Annotated in this window: 18 protein-coding genes and 1 pseudogene; 8 read left to right on the top strand and 11 right to left on the bottom strand. The window is 68.2% G+C overall.

The features are described 5' to 3' along the window. Positions 1–20: 20 nt before the first annotated feature. Positions 21–239, bottom strand: coding sequence for a hypothetical protein (locus tag QMG86_RS13975; RefSeq protein ID WP_281879980.1), 219 nt, complete (start codon positions 237–239; stop codon positions 21–23). A gap of 157 nt (positions 240–396) precedes the next feature. Between QMG86_RS13975 and QMG86_RS13970 the strand changes: the two genes are divergently transcribed. Next, on the top strand, positions 397–897 hold the full coding sequence (locus tag QMG86_RS13970; RefSeq protein WP_281879979.1) for a metallophosphoesterase family protein: 501 nt from the start codon (positions 397–399) through the stop codon (positions 895–897). A 312-nt stretch (positions 898–1,209) separates the two neighbouring features. Here QMG86_RS13970 and QMG86_RS13965 read toward each other — a convergent pair whose 3' ends face one another. From QMG86_RS13965 to QMG86_RS13950, 4 genes and pseudogenes are all read right to left on the bottom strand, one after another. Continuing rightward, positions 1,210–2,289 carry a mechanosensitive ion channel family protein gene (locus QMG86_RS13965; RefSeq protein WP_281879977.1) on the bottom strand — a complete coding sequence of 360 codons (1,080 nt, stop codon included), beginning with the start codon at positions 2,287–2,289 and terminating at the stop codon, positions 1,210–1,212. A gap of 199 nt (positions 2,290–2,488) precedes the next feature. Beyond that, positions 2,489–2,635, bottom strand: coding sequence for a hypothetical protein (locus tag QMG86_RS13960; RefSeq protein ID WP_281879975.1), 147 nt, complete (start codon positions 2,633–2,635; stop codon positions 2,489–2,491). 139 nt (positions 2,636–2,774) lie between these two features. Next, entirely contained in the window at positions 2,775–4,232 is a 1,458-nt protein-coding gene (locus QMG86_RS13955; RefSeq protein WP_281879974.1) for a lipase maturation factor family protein, read from the bottom strand. A 75-nt stretch (positions 4,233–4,307) separates the two neighbouring features. Next, positions 4,308–4,628, bottom strand: a pseudogene (locus QMG86_RS13950) (carboxyl transferase domain-containing protein); the annotation flags it as partial. Positions 4,629–4,784: 156 nt separating this feature from the next. On the opposite strand from QMG86_RS13950, the gene QMG86_RS13945 reads away from it, so the two are divergent. Continuing rightward, entirely contained in the window at positions 4,785–5,123 is a 339-nt protein-coding gene (locus QMG86_RS13945) for an MmcQ/YjbR family DNA-binding protein (RefSeq protein WP_281879967.1), read from the top strand. 20 nt (positions 5,124–5,143) lie between these two features. Here the strand turns inward: QMG86_RS13945 and QMG86_RS13940 are convergent, their stop codons facing one another. Further along, positions 5,144–6,604, bottom strand: a complete 1,461-nt coding sequence (locus QMG86_RS13940) for a hypothetical protein (RefSeq protein ID WP_281879966.1) — start codon at positions 6,602–6,604, stop codon at positions 5,144–5,146. A 643-nt stretch (positions 6,605–7,247) separates the two neighbouring features. Between QMG86_RS13940 and QMG86_RS13935 the strand changes: the two genes are divergently transcribed. Next, a complete protein-coding gene (locus tag QMG86_RS13935) occupies positions 7,248–8,000 on the top strand; it encodes a PP2C family protein-serine/threonine phosphatase (protein WP_281879965.1) in 753 nt (250 codons plus the stop codon). A 108-nt stretch (positions 8,001–8,108) separates the two neighbouring features. Further along, a complete protein-coding gene (locus QMG86_RS13930) occupies positions 8,109–8,591 on the top strand; it encodes an adenosine-specific kinase (RefSeq protein WP_281879963.1) in 483 nt (160 codons plus the stop codon). Positions 8,592–8,723: 132 nt separating this feature from the next. Here the strand turns inward: QMG86_RS13930 and QMG86_RS13925 are convergent, their stop codons facing one another. Next, complete coding sequence (locus QMG86_RS13925; protein WP_281879962.1) at positions 8,724–9,599, bottom strand: LLM class F420-dependent oxidoreductase; 876 nt, start codon at positions 9,597–9,599, stop codon at positions 8,724–8,726. Positions 9,600–9,677: 78 nt separating this feature from the next. Continuing rightward, positions 9,678–10,061: an ArsR/SmtB family transcription factor gene (locus tag QMG86_RS13920; protein ID WP_281879961.1), complete on the bottom strand. Its 384-nt coding sequence runs from the start codon at positions 10,059–10,061 to the stop codon at positions 9,678–9,680. 94 nt (positions 10,062–10,155) lie between these two features. Here QMG86_RS13920 and QMG86_RS13915 point away from each other — a divergent pair, with 94 nt between their 5' ends. After that, the gene (locus QMG86_RS13915; RefSeq protein ID WP_281879960.1) at positions 10,156–12,123 is read left to right on the top strand and encodes a heavy metal translocating P-type ATPase; all 1,968 of its coding nucleotides are present in this window, start codon (positions 10,156–10,158) and stop codon (positions 12,121–12,123) included. A 53-nt stretch (positions 12,124–12,176) separates the two neighbouring features. Here the strand turns inward: QMG86_RS13915 and gnd are convergent, their stop codons facing one another. Both gnd and QMG86_RS13905 read right to left on the bottom strand, forming a co-directional pair. Continuing rightward, positions 12,177–13,622: an NADP-dependent phosphogluconate dehydrogenase gene (gene gnd, locus QMG86_RS13910; RefSeq protein ID WP_281879959.1), complete on the bottom strand. Its 1,446-nt coding sequence runs from the start codon at positions 13,620–13,622 to the stop codon at positions 12,177–12,179. Positions 13,623–13,780: 158 nt separating this feature from the next. Further along, positions 13,781–14,701: an alpha/beta hydrolase gene (locus tag QMG86_RS13905; RefSeq protein WP_281879957.1), complete on the bottom strand. Its 921-nt coding sequence runs from the start codon at positions 14,699–14,701 to the stop codon at positions 13,781–13,783. A 52-nt stretch (positions 14,702–14,753) separates the two neighbouring features. Between QMG86_RS13905 and QMG86_RS13900 the strand changes: the two genes are divergently transcribed. Next, positions 14,754–15,407 (top strand): TetR/AcrR family transcriptional regulator, encoded by a 654-nt coding sequence (locus QMG86_RS13900; RefSeq protein ID WP_281879955.1) that lies wholly within the window; start codon positions 14,754–14,756, stop codon positions 15,405–15,407. A 43-nt stretch (positions 15,408–15,450) separates the two neighbouring features. Here the strand turns inward: QMG86_RS13900 and QMG86_RS13895 are convergent, their stop codons facing one another. Then, positions 15,451–15,897: a MarR family winged helix-turn-helix transcriptional regulator gene (locus QMG86_RS13895; RefSeq protein ID WP_281879953.1), complete on the bottom strand. Its 447-nt coding sequence runs from the start codon at positions 15,895–15,897 to the stop codon at positions 15,451–15,453. Positions 15,898–16,115: 218 nt separating this feature from the next. On the opposite strand from QMG86_RS13895, the gene QMG86_RS13890 reads away from it, so the two are divergent. Next, positions 16,116–17,345, top strand: coding sequence for a TetR/AcrR family transcriptional regulator (locus tag QMG86_RS13890; protein ID WP_281879952.1), 1,230 nt, complete (start codon positions 16,116–16,118; stop codon positions 17,343–17,345). Positions 17,346–17,561: 216 nt separating this feature from the next. After that, on the top strand, positions 17,562–19,397 hold the full coding sequence (locus QMG86_RS13885; protein WP_281879950.1) for an acyl-CoA dehydrogenase: 1,836 nt from the start codon (positions 17,562–17,564) through the stop codon (positions 19,395–19,397). The last annotated feature ends 113 nt before the right edge of the window (positions 19,398–19,510 follow it).

The raw sequence follows: 19,510 nt of genomic DNA, 5'->3' as shown, positions 1-19,510 counted from the left end.
CGCCGAACCTGGACGTCGGCTCAGGGGCGGCGCGCTTCGACAGGCATCGCGGAGTCGCCGGCGTCGCGCCGATCCTCGAGCCACACACTGACCGCCACCGTCGCATACGCGGCGACGGTCGCCATCCCCGGCAGCATCAGCATGAGCATGAGAAAAGACAGCATGGAAAGCCCTCCCGGACAACGCGATGGAAACTGTCGCACCGGTGCGCCGCGCTGCGTCACCGTCACGCCCGGCATACCCACGACCGGAGGTCCAATCTCGCCCGCACCGGCGAGCCGATGTGATTGATCTCACTCTCGAATCGAGCCACGCCGCGCTAGGGTCGCGCGGGATAATCCGCCGCTGGCGCGGCAGCTCGACCGAGGTCGCCTCCGAGGTGGTACACCGGTCACCATGCGGTTGCTCATCATCTCCGATACGCACGTGCCCAAACGTGCGCGTGATCTCCCGGAGCCGCTGTGGCGCGAGGTCGACGAGGCCGACGTGGTCGTGCACGCGGGCGACTGGGTGGAGGCCGCGCTGCTGGACCGGCTCGAAGCGCGCAGCGCGCGCCTCATCGGCGTCTACGGCAACAACGACGGTCCAGAACTACGGGCCCGGCTGCCCGAGGTGGCCCATGCCGAACTCGACGGGCTCAGGCTGGCGGTGGTGCACGAGACCGGGCCCGCAAAGGGGCGGGAGCAGCGCTGCGCCCGAGATTTCCCGGACACCGATCTGCTCGTCTTCGGGCACAGTCACATCCCTTGGGACAGCGTCACCGACAGCGGATTGCGCCTGCTCAATCCCGGCTCGCCGACAGATCGACGCCGACAGCCGGAGCACACCTATCTCACGGCGCGGATCGAGTCGGGTCGTTTGAGCCGGGTGACTCTGCATGCCGTTCCGAAAGAATGACCGCCGTCGGCACGCTCCTCTTCCAGGGGCGACGCGGATCGCCGGGCCGCACCGGGCCCCTAGTGCCGGGTAGCGGTCAGCACTCCGAGGGTGACCGGTTCGACGAAGCATCCGCCGGGGCCGATGCCGAGCACGGTGCCTGCGAACAGGTCACCCGGCGCATCCGGCATGGTCGCCCCACTTCGAATCCCGGAATGCTTCCAGCAGCGGCGATCGTAGCCGTCCGGCGGCGAGGCGAGCTGCCCTCGCACCTCCCGAACCGGCCACAACCGCTGTCGAAGGCAGCGCCGCCCCGGCCGCCTGCGCCGCCGGTCAGTCGCCGCGATCGCCCGCCAGCGCCAAGCGGTGGTCGCCGATGGCGGAGTCGGTGATCGCGGTGGAGATCTTCGGCAGGGCGTGCGGATGGTTGCGGCCGAGCCAGTCGAGCATCTCCTCTCGGACCGCGCAGCGCAGGTTCCACACGTCGTCGGCATTGGCGGCCGACATCGTCGCGCGCACCACGATGTTTGTCGGCGTGCTGTCGGTGACTTGCAGACCCCAGTCGCGACCGTCCCAGTCCGCGCGCGTGCGCAGGTACTCCTGCAAATGCTCGCGCAGCAGCGGCACCGGCGTGCTGTGATCGAGGTAAAGGTAGACGGTGCCGGTGATCTGAGGGCCACCGCGCGACCAGTTCTCATACGGCTTGTTGTTGAAGTAGGAGACCGGCATGGTCAGCCTCCGGTCGTCCCAGATCCGCACGGTGAGGAAGGCGAGGGTGATCTCTTCGACGATGCCCCACTCCCCCTCCACCACGACGGTGTCCCCGATCTTCACCGAGTCGCCGAACGCGATCTGCAAACCGGCGATCAGGTTGCTCAAGGTCGACTGCGCCGCGACACCGGCGATGATGCCGATCACGCCCGCCGAGGCCAGCAGGGAGGTGCCCAGCGTGCGCAGACTCGGAACGAGCAGCAGGATGACCACGGCAGCGGTCGTCACCACCAGGACCGAGGTGATGATCCGGCGTACCAGGCCGAGCTGGGTACGCAATTGCCGCACTCGCGTGATGTCCTGGGTGCGCCGAGCATAGGAACGCAACGTATTCTCCGCGACCGCGTCGGCGGCGCGGATGACCACCCATGCCGCCGACATGATCGCCGCCGTGGCCAGCACGGTGCGGATCATCGCGTCCTGGCGCAGATCCAGGTGCGCCAGCGGATAGGTGGCATGCAACGCCAACGCGCCCAGCAGGACTTGCAGGGGCAATTGGACCCGGCGCAACAGTGTGGGGAGTTGGTTGCCCGGACGTCTGCGAGCAGAGAAACGTAATAATCGATCGATCAGCAGACCCGCCGTCACGGTGAGCGCCACCGTGCCGAACACGACGATGAGCGGCCGTAGTACTTCCTCCAACAGAGCGAACTCCTTCTCCTCATCCACCCGGTCTCTGGCGCTGCCGCGGACTCTCGCCGTCCGGGCAGCGCGATGAGATCTCCGAGCAATGCGGCTCGGCTTGTGTACGGGTGCGTGGTGCTTCGGTGCCGGCTTCGGCGCAGCGGCGTTCAGCCGCGGTCGTTTGCTGCCGAGCCGTCACCCGGCCAAGGCGGTGTTCCTACAGCAGTGCCAGTGCGATGCTCAGCACGGTCACGATCAAGACCCATGCCGCGACGGTCCATTCGATGGGCCCTTCGGAGCCGGAACAACCGCTGTGGTTGCGTCGGGCGGCGCGATACTGCGAGCGCGAGGCCGAAACGGACATGACATCCTCCTTCGGTCGGTTGCGTCATTCAGCGCATACCCGCTCGAGCCGTCGATCGTCGCCACATCACTGTGGCGAATCCCACCCAACCGGCCTGCCCGCGAGCGCGATACGTTGCCGATCAGGGCTTCTCGAGATGTCATCGCCTGCCGGAGCGGCTGCGGTAGCGAAAATCGTCCAACGAAAGAGGCGGAACGTAGCGGCTCACGAGCGTGCGGTGCCACCACGCCTTGGTGTCGGCCAACTCGCGCGGTGTCGTGAAGCGGTATAGATACAGCTGTGCCCGGATGAAACGCGGCGCGGCATCGGGAAACGGATTGTGTCGTAGCAGCCGCAGCGTGGCCCGGTCGTTTTGCAGCAGCCGTGCCAGGAACGGGCCCAGCCACGACTCCGCATACCCCGGCGAGGCCGCTGCGAACCACATGAGCCAATCCAGGCGCAGATGGTAGGGAGCCCATTGACGGGGAAGCCGGCGCGGATCGCCGGGCTTGCCTTTGAACTCGTATTCCTTCCACTGCGTCCGGTCGGTGACGGTCGGCTCGTCGGTGCCTTCGACGACTACTTCGTAGCGGGTGCGGCCGATGCTGCCGAACGCTCCGTAGGTGTTGACCAGGTGGTACGGGTCGAACGATCGGTTCATCGCCTGGTGACTGGAGACCAGGTTGCGGGCGGGCCGGTAGCTCAGGAAGACCACCTGCGCGGTGAACGCGACGACCAGGGCCGTGAACCACGGCGGCGGCCCCGGCAGCGCGGGCGGGGCGGGCACCGGTAGCACCGCCGCGGCCGCGGGCCCGCTGACGGCGCCGCACGCGAGGACGATCGTGATCCAGTTCAGCCAGGCGAAATTGCCCGACAGCACCAGCCACAGCTGGGTGATCACGATGACGGCAGCGGCGATGCTCGCCACCGGTTGCGGGGCGAACAGCCCGAAGGGCACGACGAGCTGCGCGAAATGGTTGCCCAGCACCTCGGCGCGGTGCAGCGGCTTGGGCAGGTGGTGGAAGAACCAGCTCAGCGGTCCGGGCATCGGCTGGGTCTCGTGGTGGTAGTACAGGCAGGTCAGATCGCGCCAGCACCGGTCACCGCGCATTTTGATCAGCCCGGCGCCGAACTCCACCCGGAACAGCAACCAGCGGGACAGCCACAGCACCAGCACCGGCGGCGCCGTGTGGTCGTTGCCCAGGAAGATCACCAGGAAGCCGCATTCCAGCAGCAGTGACTCCCAGCCGAAGGCGTACCACTCCTGTCCCACGTTCACGATCGACAGGTAGAGCGCCCACAACGTCGCCCACAGCAGCATCGCCGCCCACAGCGGCACCGCGTCGGCCGCGCCGGCGACCATCGCCGCGGACAGCGCCGCACCGAACCAGCAGACGGCGGCGAAGAAGCGATCGGAATAGTGGATATGGAAAATGCTCGGCGTCCGCCGGAACGACCGCCGTTCCAGCCACCGCGGCACCGGCAGCATGCCGTGCTCCCCGATCAGCGCCCGGAATTGCCGGGCGGCGACCACGAAGGCGATCAGATAGACGGCCGCGACACCGCGGGTCAGCACTTGCCTGCTGAGCCAGTATTCGGATGCGGTGAACCAGTCCATGCCCGCAACTCCTCCGACCGCGGACCTTCGTCCCACCCGGCCGCATACCCACCCCGGGAGCGGGAAAACCCGTCGCTACATCGGGTACACGCTGTGCTTGCGCGGTTGTGTTCGGCGGCCGCTTCCTTGTCCCGCAGGAGCTGGAGCGCATGCCGAATCTCCAGCCGCGTGCGCGAAGGCTCGATGACGGCGTCGATGTAGCCGCGTTCCGCCGCGTTCCGCCGCGATCCACGGCGTGGCGACCGTGGCGTTGTACTGGTCGATCATGAACTCCCGCGCCGCCGCGCGCTGGTCTTCGGGAACCTGCATCAGCTGGCGTCGCCCGGCGATGTCGACCGCGCTCTCCGCGCCGATCACGGCGATGTGGGCGGTGGACCAGGCCAGGCTGATATCGGCGCGCCGAGCTGCTTGCACTTCGCGTCCGGGGCTCCTGGCGTGCGAGTGCGCCGATCTCGACGAACGTTCCGGGATCGAGCAGTGGTGACGTCGGCACAGCGCCCTATGGATCGACCGCGCACGGAGGTTTCCTTGCGGCCTGGAAGGATTCGGTGCATGAGTTTCACCGGGGACGATGTCCGGGCCTTCGCGCTGTCGCTGCCGGAGACATCCGAACAGTTCGCTTGGGGGATGCCGATCTTCCGCGTCGCGGGCAAACTGTTTCTCACGCTTCCGGAGGCGGAGACCTCGATGGCGGTCCGCTGCCCCGTCGCCGACCGAGACGAACTCGTTGTCGCCGAACCGGGCAAATTCTGGATCGCCGCCCACGAAGCCAACAACGCCTGGGTTCGCGCGCGTCTGACCGCCCTCGACGACCAGGACGAACTGGAAGCCATCGTGCTCGACTCCTGGCGGCAGGCCGCGCCCAGGCGTCTTCTCGACGACGCCGGGTGACCTCCGCGACGCCGCCTGCGTCAGCGTGCGCGGCGGCGGCGCGGCCGGGGCGCGAGTTTCAGCCCGAAGAGCAGATCGGTATTGCGGGCCGGTGTCGGTTGTTCGGACCCCCGCAGGAGTCCGGCCTGGCGGATCCAGCTGTGGTGCCAGTGGTACAGGTCCGGCAGGGTCACCTCGCACGCCGCGGCGAGCCTGCGGAGGCGGAAACCCGCGCCGCCGATGGCTCCGGCGAAAAGTTTGCCATTGGACGCGGGGCGTGCTTCCTGCTGGACGCGGGCGTCGTAGAGCAGCGGACGCGCCGCGGGCGGAATCACCCACACGTACAGGTCGGGCGCGTGGGTGTAGCCGATCGGACCGTTGAAGATCAGTGCGTCGGCGGCGAGCGCGACCGTGGGGATCGCGTTGAGTTCCATCGCGGTGGCGCCGGTGAACAACGCGGTGGCCAGCGCCGCCGCGTCCACCGGATCGGATGTGCGGGCACGAATTCGGGCGATGAGGTCGTCATCGGTCGGGACCGTCGTCAGCCCCGGCCCGACCGAGTAGGCCAGGTCCGGCGGCAGGTCCAACCGCAGACCGTGCAGCAGGAACGCGGCCTGCGCGCCACGCAGGCGCGTGATGGTGTGCCCGCGGCCCGGGCTGTCGGCGACCAGACTGCCGAGGAACCGGTACAGGCTCAGGATGTCGTTCCACTCGTCCACCAAACCGGCGCTTCGACTCTGCGGGAAGCGATCCGGCGCGGAAAGGCGAGGTTGCAGCACCGAGAGCATGTATTCGGCCAAGCCCGCCCCGCGAGGACCCAGCCAGCTTCCGACGCCGTTCTGGTTCAGGTCGTGTCTGCACGGCCGTCCGGTATGTTCGGCGAGCCACCGGCAGGCCGTCTGGATCCCGTCGGTGTAGACGGCGTCGATGCGGGCGAACTCCTCCGGTGGCAGGCTCCGGTAGGCGTCGGCCCGGAAATTGGTGACGTCACCGTCGGAGATCTGCGGCAACAGTCCGTCGCCCGCCGCGTCGGCGAGCGTGATGATGCGGGACGGCCGCTGGTTGACCTGGCCGTACCCGACGTACTTGGTCGGCGGCTCCGGCACATTGATGCGCGTGGTCCGCGGCTCGGGGACACCGATCCGCGTAGTGGCCGGGTCAGGAACACCGATGCGGGTGGTGGCCGGCTCGGGAGCACCGATACGCGTGGTCGGCGGATCGGGGGCATCGATACGCGTGGTGGCCGGCTCGGGGGCATCGCCCGTGGCGACCGGATCAGGGTCGTCGACGCCCGTCGTGACCGGAGCGGGGTCAGCCACGCGGTCGGTGGCCGCGGACGCGCCGCGGCGGTCCGCCAGCCACCGCCACAGGTCTTCCTCCGGCACGCCCAGCCGCTCCGAACTCTTTCTCACCTGGTCGGCGGAGAGTTCGTTGTGTTCGTCGAGCTGAGCCAACCTCTTCAGCTCGGACGGACGCAGCGTGGGCACGCTTGCGTCGACCACCGCCACAACCTCCCGGATTCGGCGAACCCGTGACGCCTCACAACGGGTTCTGAATGTCAGTTGCAGAGCATTCGATCACGTACCCGCCGGTAAGGCGGTGAATTCCACCGAGTTTCGGATGTTGTCTACGTCACCGACAACTTCACGGTCTACCGAAATCGCTATGGCCGGAATGCGTTCTGCCTAGTCATGATGCCTGTCGGCAGTGGCGACGGAAACAAGTGCGCCATAGCGACATCGGAAAAACTGGGTGACTTTGTCTACCGCGCTGGACACCGCCATTTCGGCACCTCCCACAGCGCCGTCGTTCCGCGAGCCACGCGCCGATCCGGCGCACGCCAGGATCACCAAACCGATTCCGAGCCACTGCGTCGCCCGCATGTCCTCGCCGAGCAGGAGCAGTCCGGCACCCGCGGCCACCGCGCACAGCACTCCGCTCCACGACACCGGCCCTTCGCTGTCGACCAGACGCGAAGGAAGCCGAGGCTCCACGAGAGGACGGTCGACACCGGCCGTGACCTGATCGAGAGCGAATTCTCAGCGTTCCCACAACCGGCTCTCGCCAAGCCCAAATACTGATGCGGTGTCCTTGACGTGTGCTGGTCGGCAGCACTCCCCAGCCCACTCCGAGGAGACCAGCTTGATGCACACCGGTACCACCGCGAGCATGCCGCGGATCGAGACATCCTGGCTGGGCGGGTCCATGGGAGCTTCCGCCAGTCGGCGTGCGTCACGGTCCATCAACGCCGACGCGGTCGCGATCGAGACCGACGCGCTGACCGGAGCGACGGCATTCGTCGTCGCCGACGGTGTCGGAGACCATCTGCTCGGCGCCCGGGCGGCGCGCACGGCGGCCGCCGCGGCGGCACGTGCCGGAGCCCGCGACGGCGCGCGAGCGGGGATCCTGGCAGCACAGGACGAGCTGCTGCGGGAGGTCCCGGAACCCTCGGCCGACGCCGTGCTCGTAGTCGCGGTGCTGCCCTCGGCCGGTCATCCGGATGGCCCCTGCGAGGTGGCGTGGGTCGGCGACTGTCGCGCGTATCGCTGGAATGGCCGGGTGCTGCATCAGATCACTTCCGATCACACCGTCGCCGAGTTCTACCGCGCCCGGGGGCGCGTCCCCACGGCGCGGATGGGTCATCTGGTCACCACCTCGGCCCGCACCGTCCGGCCGGACCACATCGGGTATGCCGCCACCGGCTCGAGCACGGGCAGGCTGCTGCTGAGCACCGACGGAGTGCACAAGCCGCTGGGCATCGCGGCCGTCAAGGCGATCCTCGCCGAGGGCGAGGCGGCTTCCGTGATCGCCAACTCGCTGGTGGACGCCGCGCTCCTGGCCGGAGGAAGAGACAACGCCACAGCGCTGGTCGTGGACCTGCCTTCCCGCACCGGTTGAGCCGCTGCCCGCGCCCTCGGGAGCGGGGCGAGCCCCACCCTTCGCGACGCGAGCAAAATTAATTCGTAAATGCTATGAATCGGCAGCGTCGGCGCGCAGTATGTCGCTGTGGATCTGACAGCCGTGCGCATCGACAAGCCGGACGATCTCAACGTCGTCATCGGACAGTCCCATTTCATCAAGACCGTGGAAGACCTGCACGAAGCGCTGGTCGGGGTCGGTCCCCATCTGCGCTTCGGGCTGGCGTTCTGCGAGGCCTCCGGGCCTCGCCTCGTCCGCCACTCCGGCAACGACGACTCCCTCGTCGAACTCGCCACCAAGAACGCGGCCGCCCTCGGGGCGGGGCACTCGTTCATCGTCTTTCTGCGGGAAGGCTACCCCGTCAACGTGCTCAACGCGATCCAGCAGGTTCCGGAAGTCTGCGGAATATTCTGCGCCACAGCCAATCCCGTGGAGGTACTGATCGCCGAAACGGAACTCGGCAGAGGAATCGTCGGAGTGATCGACGGTTCGGCGCCGCTCGGCGTGGAGACCGCCGACGACCAGGCCGCCCGTAAACAGCTGCTGCGCCAGATCGGTTACAAACTCTGACAGAGCGCCGCTCCGGCTTCCGCAGAGGTCGTTTCCGCGAAATCGCCGACCGGGCCCGGCATCCGGTGAAGCGATCCGGGCCCATACCGCGATACCTCCGCCGCGCCGGCCTCGATGGCGGACTGCGTTGCGTCAGCCGAGTTCGGCCAACTGCTGGACGGCGGGCGACATGCCATCGATCCACGCCGCCGGGGAGCCGGTAGTCGGCGTGACGATGGCGGTTTCGATGCCGAGTTTCGCGTAGTCCGCCATCTGCCGGACGAATTCGTCCCGGTTATCCGGGTTCGGCCGCGGATTGTTGGCGATGATCGTTTTGCGAATATCGTCGTAATTCCGGCCGACGTCGTCGCAATGCCGGCGCAGCACCTCGAGCTTGTGCTCGACGTCCGCGGGCGAGGAGCCGAACAAGTTGCAGGCGTCGCCGTATTGCGCGACCAACCGCAGCGTCTTGCGCTCTCCCCCGCCGCCGATGAGCACTTTGGGCCGATTGATGGGCTGCGGCGAGCACAGCGTCTCGGCCAGTTGGTAGTGCTTCCCCTCGAACGGCCCGTTGTCCTGCGGGTCCCACATCTGACGGCAGATGCGCAACGCCTCCTCCAGCCGCTCGAACCGCTCGGCGGTCGACGGGTACGGCACGCCCAGCCCGTGGTGTTCGCGTTCGAACCACGCGGCGCCGATCCCGAGCACGGCCCGGCCACCCGACAGCACGTCGAGAGTGGTGACGATCTTGGCGAGCAGGCCGGGGTGGCGATAGGTCACGCCGGTGACGAGCAGGCCGAGGTCGACGCGCGAGGTGTGCGCGGCCAAGTACCCGAGGGTGGTGTAACCCTCCAGCATGTTCGCCTCCGCGGGCAGCCCGGTCGGCTCGATCTGGAAGTAGTGGTCCATGAACGACAACCAGGTCGCTCCGGACGCCTCGGCGGCCGCGCCCACTCGCGCCAGCTCACCGGCGATGGCGGTCGTACCGCCGTCGATGTCGAAGATGGGGACGTGAAAACCGAGTTCCATGAACCGATCCCTTCCGGTGGACAATCCTGTACGACCGCACACTAAGTGCTGGAGTGCGCTCCAGGTCAAGCGGTGGATTTACCGATCGATTTCCGACAGTCGGCCTGCGGTCTCGGGGCGGTCGGCCAGCCCTAGCCGCAGATGCTCGCTGTGGTAGATCGCCTCGTCCAGCAGTTGAGCGACGTGGTTGTCGTAGAGGCTGTAGACGATGCTGCGGCCGGTGCGAGTGCCCGTGACCAGCCCGAGATTGCGCAGCAGCCGCAGCTGATGGGAGACGGCGGACTGTTCCATCCCGATGGCGTCGGCGAGCGCGCTCACCGGCAGCGGGCCCTGACGCAGTTCGGTGAGGATCATCAACCGGCTCGGCGTGGCCAGTGCCTGCAACGTGGTCGCCACATGGCCGGCCGATTCGGGGTCCAGGCGCGCGGCAGGGCGATCCCTGCCCTCCACGCCGTGTCCCATGACTGAGAAGCATACTCCAAGAACAAATGAAGACATGTTCATGTTTTCTGATATGGTCGGCGCGATCGTTCGACTGCTCTCCTGGAGGTGACCCGTGGCCGCGCCGACACTCGCGCCGACCCGTCCGACTCCGCCGTCCGATCGCGTGCTCACGCGCCGGACTCGGCTGTTCGCCCTGCCGGAAGTACGGTGGGCCGCCCTGGCGGTGGCGTTCTTCCTCGCCGGTCTCGCGATGCAGCTGGCCGATGGTCCGCAATGGCTGTGGTGGGGCCTCTACCTCGCCTGCTACGCCGCGGGCGGATGGGAACCGGGATGGGCCGGCTTACAGGCGTTGCGGGACAAGACGCTCGATGTCGACCTGCTCATGGTCGCGGCGGCGATCGGCGCGGCCGCCATCGGCCAGATCACCGACGGCGCGTTGCTGATCGTCATCTTCGCGACTTCCGGCGCCCTCGAAGCGCTGGCCACCGCCAGAACCGAGGACTCGGTACGCGGATTGCTCGACCTCACGCCGGACACCGCGACCCGGGTCGCCGCCGACGGCGCCGAGGAGACGGTGCACGCCGCGGACCTGCGCGTCGGGGATGTCGTGGTGGTGCGCCCCGGTGAGCGGATCGCCGCGGACTCGACGGTGCTCTCCGGCGGCAGCGAGGTCGATCAAGCCACCATCACCGGTGAACCTCTGCCGGTCGACAAGACCGCGGGCGACGAGGTGTTCGCGGGCACACTCAACGGCACCGGCGCGCTGCGAGTCCGCGTCGAGCGCCGTGCAGAGGACTCCGTGGTCGCCCGGATCGCGGCCCTGGTCGAGCAGGCGGCCCAAACCAAGGCGCGCACCCAGCTTTTCATCGAGAAGATAGAACAGCGCTACTCGATAGGCATGGTCGCGGTCACCCTCGCGGTCTTCATCGTTCCCCTGCTGTTCGGCGACACCGTGCGGCAAGCGCTCTTGCGCGCGATGACATTCATGATCGTCGCCTCCCCCTGCGCGGTCGTGCTGGCCACCATGCCGCCGCTGCTGGCGGCGATCGCCAATGCCGGTCGCCACGGCGTCCTGGTCAAATCCGCGGTCGTCATGGAGAAGCTCGGCGCCACCACACACATCGCCTTCGACAAGACCGGCACCCTGACCCGCGGCATCCCCGAGCTCGCCGAAATACGCCGCCTCGACGAACGATTCACCGACGACGAGTTGCTCGCGCTCGCCGCGTCGGCCGAGCGCCCGAGTGAACACCCGCTGGCGGCGGCGATCGTGCGCGCGGCCCGGCGCCGGGATCTGCGACTGTCCGAGGCCACCGAGTTCACGGCATACCCCGGTCGCGGCGTGACCGCTCGCGTGGGCGATCGCCTCGTCGGTGTCGTCTCCCCCACGGCGTCGCGTCCCGCTGATCAAAGCCACTCCCCGCACACCGCCGTCGACGCATTCCACGCCGACGGCTACACCGCCGTGGTCGTCACCTGTGAGCATCGGCCGATCGGAGTGCTGGCCCTGACCGACCGGCTCCGCCCCGAAGCGGAGGCCGCCGTGCGCGCGAGCAGCGCGGTGACCGGCACCGCGCCGGTGCTGCTGACCGGCGACAACCGCGCCGCCGCCGACCGGCTCGCCGCCGAGTTGGGCATCACCGATGTGCGGGCCGAACTCCTGCCCGACGACAAGGTGACCGCCGTGCGGGAACTGCAGAAGGACGGACGGAAAGTGACCGTGGTCGGCGACGGCATCAACGACGCCCCGGCCCTCGCCACGGCTGAGGTCGGCATCGCCATGGGGGGCGCCGGCTCCGACCTGACCTTGCAGACCGCCGACGCCGTCGTCGTGCGCGACGATCTGACCGCTATCCCGGCGGTGATCGCGCTGTCGCGGCAGGCGCGGCGGGTAGTGCTGGCGAACCTCGCCATCGCCGCCACCTTCATCGGCGTGCTGGCCGTCTGGGATCTCGCCGGAACGCTACCGCTTCCGCTCGGCGTCGCCGGGCACGAGGGTTCCACCGTGATCGTCGGGCTCAACGGACTGCGCCTGCTGCGCCGGGCGGCGTGGGAGCGAGCTGCCGGAATACGCGACTGACCGGAACCGGATGCGCAGTGCGGGAACGAACCCCGCACTGCGCTTGCGCCCGGCTAGTCGGCGCGGACCTCGCTGCGGTCACCGCTCCAGAGCGTGTGGAACTTCCCATCGGCGTCCACGCGCTCGTAGGTGTGCGCGCCGAAGAAGTCCCGCTGCCCCTGGGTGAGCGCGGCCGGAAGACGCTCGGCGCGCAGGGCGTCGTAGTAGGACAGGGACGAGGCGAACGCGGGCACCGGGATGCCCAGCAGGGTCGCGGTGGCCACGACCCGGCGCCAGCTGTCGATGGCCGTCTCGATCGCCTCGCGGAAGTACGGCGCCAGGATCAAGCTCGGCAGCGCGGGGTTCTCGTCGTAGGCTTCCTTGATCCGGTTGAGGAATCGGGCGCGGATGATGCAGCCGCCACGCCAGATCGTCGCGAGATCGCCGGGGCGCAGGTCCCAGTCGTATTCGGCACTGCCCGCCGCGATCTGGTCGAAGCCCTGCGCGTAGGCGACCACCTTGGAGGCGTAGAGCGCCTGCCGGATGTCCTCGGTGAACTGCTCCACGTCGGTGGGCTTGTCGGCCAGCCGGCCCGAGGCCAAGCCGCGCGCGGCTTTGCGCTGCTCGCGGGAACCGGACAGCGCCCGCGCGAACACCGCTTCGGCGATGCCGGTGACCGGCACACCGAGATCGAGCGCGGACTTCACCGTCCAGCGCCCGGTGCCCTTCTGTTCCGCCGCGTCGACGATCACGTCGACGAGCGGCTTGCCCGTCTTGGCGTCGACCTGATTCAGCACCTCGGCGGTGATCTCGACGAGGTAGCTCTCCAGGTCGCCGGAGTTCCACTGGGTGAACACGTCGGCGATCTGCTTGGCATCGAAACCGAGCGCGTCGCGGAACAGGTGGTAGGCCTCCCCGATCAACTGCATGTCGGCGTACTCGATGCCGTTGTGCACCATCTTGACGAAATGTCCGGAACCGTCGGGACCGATATGGGTGCAGCAAGGCGTTCCGTCGACCTTGGCGGCGATCGACTCCAGCAGCGGCCCCAGCGAGTCGTAGGACTCCTTGGGACCGCCCGGCATGATCGCGGGGCCGTTGAGAGCGCCCTCCTCTCCACCGGAGATGCCCGCTCCGACGAAGTTCAGCCCGCGCTCACGCATCGCGGCCTCGCGCCGGATGGTATCGGTGTAGAGGGCATTTCCGCCGTCGATGATGATGTCGCCCGGCTCCATCGCGTCCGCCAGTTCCTCGATCACCGCGTCGGTGGCCGCGCCCGCCTTCACCATGATCAGCACGCGGCGCGGCTTCTCGAGCGCGGCGACGAACTCCTCGACGGTCTCGGTGCGCACGAAGTCGCCGTCGTCGCCGTGGGCCTCGAGCAGTGCGTCGGTCTTGGCGACGGTACGGTTGTGCAGCGCAACGGTATAGCCGTTCCTGGCGAAGTTCCGTGCGATGTTGCTACCCATGACCGCCAGACCGGTGACCCCGATCTGTGCACGCGCTGTGGAGGTCGGCATCAATCAGCTCTCTTCGTTCGACAGGGCGGCGCGTCCGCGCGAAGGACTTCGGCGGCTGCATCGTGGAGTCCGTTCCACGACGCTTCAGACCTTACCTACCGCATCGGTGCGGATCCGGACGGCATCGCGAGCGCTCGAGGTGACCACAACCGAGCGATTCATCGATCGGCCGACGGGCCGGCGACCAACTGGTCGCGAATCTCGGTGAACGCGTCGGCCAGTTGGTAGATGCCCGGCCTCTCCACGGGATAGTGCGCCGCCGCGTCCAGCACGATCAGACGCTTGGGCGCGGCGATCCGATCGAAGAACGCCTGGCTCAGCGACAGCGGAGTCCAACGATCGGCCCCAGGGTGCACCAGCCACACGGGGCAGGCGGTGAATTCCTCCGGTTCGACATCGGGAGCGGACCGCAGATAGGTGCGCAGGAATCCCAGCGGTATCCGGGAGCCGCCGCCGTGGGGATCGGTCGCGACGACACGGGTCAACCCGGGGTCGCTGGACATCGCGGACATGTTGGCGAGCAACCGCACCGGAACCCGCAGACCGTCGAGAACGGGAATCAGCAGCCGAATTCCGTACCGGCCCAGCCACCGGTGCCGGGCGATGGCTGCCCGAACCGGCGGCAGCCGCGGGTCCAGCAGACAAGTGGCCGCCAGCGCGTCGGCCATGCCGGTGCGCGCCGCCGCGGCGTACGCCAGCATGCCGCCCATACTCGCGCCGACCAGCACCAGCGGCCTCGGGTCGGCCGACTTCGCCGCCCGGACCAGATCGGCGACGCAGTCCACCCAGTCCGAGTACCGGATCCCGCGAGGCGACGGGACCCCGGTGTGGCCGTAGCCGGGCAGGTCGGGCACCTGAACGTCGAAACCCCGCGCCGCCGCCAGCGCCGCGAACGGCCACATGGCCGCGGCATGCCCACCGGCGCCGTGGATCAAGATCATTTGCACCTCCGCCTCCGGTCGGCGGACACGTTCGACGTGCACCCGGTGCCCGCGCCACGACCAGGCGGCCGACTGCGGCCGTAGCTCCGGGTCCGCGCGCAGGTCGGCAGGAAGAAATGCGAGGTAGGAGGTGTGCATGCCACAATAATTCGAGCAATCCTCGGTTTTGCCAACTCGATTTCAGGACCCCATGTCGACACCCCGGAAAACCCCGCGCCAGCAGCGCTCGGAGTTCACTTTCGAAGCGATCCTCGACGCCGCTGCTCGACTTTTCCAGCAGCATGGATACGCGGCCACCACGACGAACAAGATCGCCGAGCTCGCCGGCGTCTCCATCGGAACCCTCTACCACTACGTCCCGAACAAGGACGCGCTGCTGTACTCGCTCGCCGAACGTCACCTCCGCGAGGCCTCGCTGACGCTCCTCGTTGCGGCCGAACGCCTCCGTGCCGAGCAGCCACCGCTGCGCGAAACCATCGAGCAGTTGGTCGACGCGGTGACGCGGTTGCATACCGCGCAGCCGGAGATGCACCGGCTGCTCTTCGATCAGGCGCCGCGCACGCCCGATGGCGTCGAGCGCCTGCGCCAACTCGAACAGGTTCTCGCGGGCGAAGTGGAGTTCCATCTGCGCCGCCTCGACGTCGGCGGCGCCGACCCGGCATTGACGGCCGTGTTGCTCGTGCAGGCGGTGGAGGCACAGATCCACGGCGCGGTCCTGGACCCACCGGCCGGTCGCACCGCGGACGAGTGCGGCCGGGCGATCATCGATCTGTGGACCGGGGCGCTCACCCCGTCTCCCGGCGGACCGGCTGCCATGTCATCGTGCGGTTGCCGGGCAAGGTGACTCGGCTTCGAGGCAGCCTGCGCTCCATGAAGCCGCGCCGCGATCACCCATAGGCGATGCGCTCCAGCAGATCCAGCGCCTCGCCGACCTTGTGCAACTCACCGGTCCGCAGGCTTTCCGACAACACCTGCGCGAGCGCGGCGTTCGCGGAGGCCTGGTGACCGCACACCCACGCGCGGCCTTCGTCGGTGAGGGTCAGATTCACCCGGCGTCCGTCGTTCGAGTCGCGCACACCGACGATCAGGCCCTGATCACGCAATCCGTCGACCACGTTGCGCATCGTTTGCGGCCGGAGCATCTCCAGCCGCGCCAAGTCGACCGCGGCCATGGCGCCGTGCCGATGCAGACGACCCAGAACCGCCCACTGCGTCGCGGACAGCCGCCGTTCCTCGGGATCCCGCCGGGCGCGCCGCAGGATGACGGTCGACGCGATGCGCAGGCGAGCCGCCATGCTGGACAGTGCTGTGGCGTCCGCGGTGTCAGCGCTCACGGGCGGGCTCCCTCTGCTTACCTGATCGATGAACGATCCCCGGGCTGGTGATAGCTGCGGGAAGCCTACTCGACAGTAGAACCGCGGCGTCGACTATGACGAAATCGTCATACGGATGGTCGTCGCGCCGGATCCCCACCGCGCCTACCAGCGAACGGCTCGCACGCGGAGGCGGCCCGACCCCACCGAGGACGATCCGATACGCGACACTGACCGCGATGGGCACACAGGCGCACGGCGGACAGCCACGACGAAGACCACCGCATCGGCGCGAGATGATCCTCGACGCCGCGGTCGACGCCTTCACGCACGGCGGCTATTACGGCACGACGATGGCCGACATCGCGGCAGCGGTCGACATCTCGGCGACGGCGTTGTATCGGCACTTCCGCAACAAGCAGCAACTTTTGGGGCAGTGCCTGATGGTCGGGCTCGACGACACGCTCCACCGGCTCGACGCCGCGTATCGCGCCGACGATTCCGGTGGCGCGGTACTGGCCGAATTGGTCCGGGTCGCGCTCGAGCTGCGCGGCCTGCCGCGCCTGTGGCAACTGGAGTTCCGCAACTTGACCGCCGCCGACAAGACCGCGGTGCTCGTCCGCGTCGCGCGGCTGACCCGCTACCTGCGGCGCGCGATCCGCCTGCGCCGCCCGGAGCTGAGCGCCGCTGACGTCGAACTGCTCAGCTGGTGCGTGCTCTCGATCGCGGTCAGCCCCTCCTATCATCGCGCCGAGTTGCCCGCACCGGCCGCCGCGCAGGTGCTCGACGCCGCCGTCGCGGCCGTGATCACGACCCGGATGCCCGCGTGTCCGGCAGGCTACGCGCCGCACCGGCCACCGCGCATGGAGACCGGCAACGCCGCGCTCGATCGAGCGCTGCGGTCGGAGCGGATGCTCGCCGAGGCGGCGCGCCTGTTCAGCGCCCGCGGTTATGCCGCCGTGGGCATCGAGGACATCGGTGCGGCGGTCGGCGTCACCGGACCCGCGCTCTACCACCACTTCTCGAGCAAGGCGGATCTGCTGGACCAGATCGTCCGGCGCCAGGACGAGTGGCTCCGGCTGCTGCTCGCCCGGGCCATCGCCGAGGGCCGCAGCGCCGAGGAGTCCATGCGCTCGCTCATGCGCAGCTTCGCCCAACTGGGCGTCGACGAGCCCGATCTCTTGGCGATCACCGTCAGCGAGATCCGGCATCTGCCGGGCGACGGGGTGCGGCGCTACCGACGGGTGCGCCTCGACGGCATCGCCCAGTGGGCTCGCATGCTGCAGGCCGTGCGACCGGACCTGTCCGCGCCCAGCGCACGGGTGCTCAGCCGCGCCGTCACCACTGTCGTCATCGATGCCGTACGCAATCCCCGCTTCCGGCGGCGCGCCGATCTCGTCGAGATTCTCGTCGCCATCGGGGAGGGCATCGGAGCGGCCGGTAGCCATGGCCGAGTTGGTCGGCAGTGATTTGTGCCACTTAGTGGCTATTAACTTATGCGCGCCGATTATGCGCTAGCAGCGGATTGAATATTGCCGCTCCTCTGAGACTTTACTTAGCAGTCATTAACATGAGATTGCTTTCGAGTTGTCGGTGCCGCACAGTGTGCCGTGGGTGATCACCTCTCCGTGCGCCCGCCGAATCCTCGCCGGTACACCGGCCCGTTTCTCGAAAGGCACTGGCCCGTGAGCCATTACAAGAGCAACGTGCGCGACCTCGAGTTCAACCTTTTCGAGGTGTACGGACTCGACGACATCCTGCGGACCGGAGCGTTCGGGGATCTGGACGGAGACACCGTGCGATCGATGCTGGCGGAGGCGGCGCGCCTGGCCGAGGGACCGGTCGCCGAACCGTACGCCGAAACCGACCGCACCCCGCCCGTTTTCGATCCGGCCACGCACTCCGTCAGCCTGCCCGAGCCGTTCAAGAAGGCGGTGCGCGCCTGGTACGACGCCGACTGGTGGCGCGTCGGCAAGGCGGAGGCGGTCGGCGGGGTGCCCGCTCCCTCGATGGTCAGCTGGGCCATCAGCGAATTCGTTCTGGGGGCGCAGCCCGCGGCCTACATGTACCTGACGGGGCCGATGATGGCCCACATCATGCACGGCGTCGGCACCGAGCAGCAGCAGCGCTGGGCACAGTTCATCACCGAGCGCAACTGGGGTGCCACGATGGTGCTGACCGAGCCCGACGCCGGTTCCGATGTGGGCGCCGGCCGCACCAAGGCGATCGAGCAGGAAGACGGTTCCTGGCACATCGAGGGCGTCAAGCGGTTCATCACCTCCGCCGATTCCGACGACCTGTTCCCGAACATCATGCACCTGGTGCTGGCCCGCCCCGAGGGCGCCGGGCCGGGCACCAAGGGCCTGTCGCTGTTCTTCGTGCCGAAGTTCCACTTCGACCACGAGACCGGTGAGCTGGGCGAGCGCAACGGCGTCTTCGTCACCAACGTCGAGCACAAGATGGGCCTGAAAGCCTCCGCCACCTGCGAGCTGACCTTCGGCGGCCACGGCATCCCGGCCAAGGGCTGGCTGGTCGGCGAGGTGCACAACGGCATCGCGCAGATGTTCCAGGTCATCGAGGAAGCCCGCATGATGGTGGGCACCAAGGCCATCGCCACCTTGTCCACCGGTTACCTCAACGCCCTCGAATACGCGAAGAACCGCGTGCAGGGCAGCGATCTGACCCGCATGGCCGACAAGACCGCGCCGAAGGTACCGATCACCCGGCACGCCGACGTGCGCCGGTCGCTGATGATGCAGAAGGCCTACGCCGAAGGTCTTCGCGCTATCTACCTCTACACCGCCGGGCACCAGAACGACGTGGTGGCACAGCACATCTCGGGCGCGGACGCGGAACTCGCCGCGCGGGTCAACGACCTGCTCCTGCCGATCGTCAAGGGCGTCGGCTCCGAGCGGGCCTACCAGTACCTGACCGAGTCGCTGCAGACCCTGGGCGGTTCCGGCTTCCTGCAGGACTACCCGATCGAGCAGTACATCCGCGACGCGAAGATCGACTCGCTCTACGAGGGCACCACCGCCATCCAGGCGCAGGACTTCTTCTTCCGCAAGATCGCCCGTGACCGCGGCGTCGCGCTGGCCCACCTCGCGAGCCGGATCCGGGACACGGCGCACTCCGCCACGGGCAACGGCCGGCTCAAGGCCGAGAAGGTTCTGCTCGCGACCGCGCTCGAGGATGTCCAGGACATGACGGGCCGGTTCACCCAGCATCTGCTCGCGGCCCAGCAGCAACCTGCCGAGTTGTACAAGATCGGACTGAACTCCGTCCGGTTCCTGCTCGCCGTCGGCGACCTCCTCGTCGCCTGGCGGCTGATCGTCGCCGCCGAAATCGCCATCACGGCATTGGATGCCGATCCCGGCGACCAGGACCGCGCCTTCTACCAAGGCAAGGTCGCCGTCGCGTCGTTCTTCGCCAAGACGGTCCTGCCGCACCTCAGCGCGGAATGGTCGGTGATCTCCGATGTCGACATCAGCGTCATGGATCTCGACGAAGCCGCGTTCTGACCGGACCTGCCTACGCACAGAGTGATGCGTCGACCGGAAGCAATCCGGTACGGGAACAGCCTCGACTACTCGGGCTGTTCCCGTACCGGTGGGACGTTGTACGACGGAGTCTG

The sequence above is a fragment of the Nocardia sputorum genome, from assembly GCF_027924405.1.
In the GTDB taxonomy this organism is placed as follows: Bacteria; Actinomycetota; Actinomycetes; order Mycobacteriales; family Mycobacteriaceae; genus Nocardia; species Nocardia sputorum.
The sequence above is the reverse complement of the archived record's forward strand: the minus strand, read 5'-3'. Positions and strand labels throughout refer to the sequence as shown.

Coding starts and splice junctions, on each gene's coding strand:
- QMG86_RS13975 (WP_281879980.1), bottom strand. CDS start 239: ATGCCGGGCGTGACGGTGACGCAGCGCGGCGCACCGGTGCGACAGTTT.
- QMG86_RS13905 (WP_281879957.1), bottom strand. CDS start 14,701: ATGCACACCTCCTACCTCGCATTTCTTCCTGCCGACCTGCGCGCGGAC.
- QMG86_RS13960 (WP_281879975.1), bottom strand. CDS start 2,635: ATGTCCGTTTCGGCCTCGCGCTCGCAGTATCGCGCCGCCCGACGCAAC.
- QMG86_RS13935 (WP_281879965.1), top strand. CDS start 7,248: ATGCACACCGGTACCACCGCGAGCATGCCGCGGATCGAGACATCCTGG.
- QMG86_RS13925 (WP_281879962.1), bottom strand. CDS start 9,599: ATGGAACTCGGTTTTCACGTCCCCATCTTCGACATCGACGGCGGTACG.
- QMG86_RS13945 (WP_281879967.1), top strand. CDS start 4,785: ATGAGTTTCACCGGGGACGATGTCCGGGCCTTCGCGCTGTCGCTGCCG.
- QMG86_RS13890 (WP_281879952.1), top strand. CDS start 16,116: ATGGGCACACAGGCGCACGGCGGACAGCCACGACGAAGACCACCGCAT.
- QMG86_RS13920 (WP_281879961.1), bottom strand. CDS start 10,061: ATGGGACACGGCGTGGAGGGCAGGGATCGCCCTGCCGCGCGCCTGGAC.
- gnd (WP_281879959.1), bottom strand. CDS start 13,622: ATGCCGACCTCCACAGCGCGTGCACAGATCGGGGTCACCGGTCTGGCG.
- QMG86_RS13970 (WP_281879979.1), top strand. CDS start 397: ATGCGGTTGCTCATCATCTCCGATACGCACGTGCCCAAACGTGCGCGT.
- QMG86_RS13955 (WP_281879974.1), bottom strand. CDS start 4,232: ATGGACTGGTTCACCGCATCCGAATACTGGCTCAGCAGGCAAGTGCTG.
- QMG86_RS13900 (WP_281879955.1), top strand. CDS start 14,754: ATGTCGACACCCCGGAAAACCCCGCGCCAGCAGCGCTCGGAGTTCACT.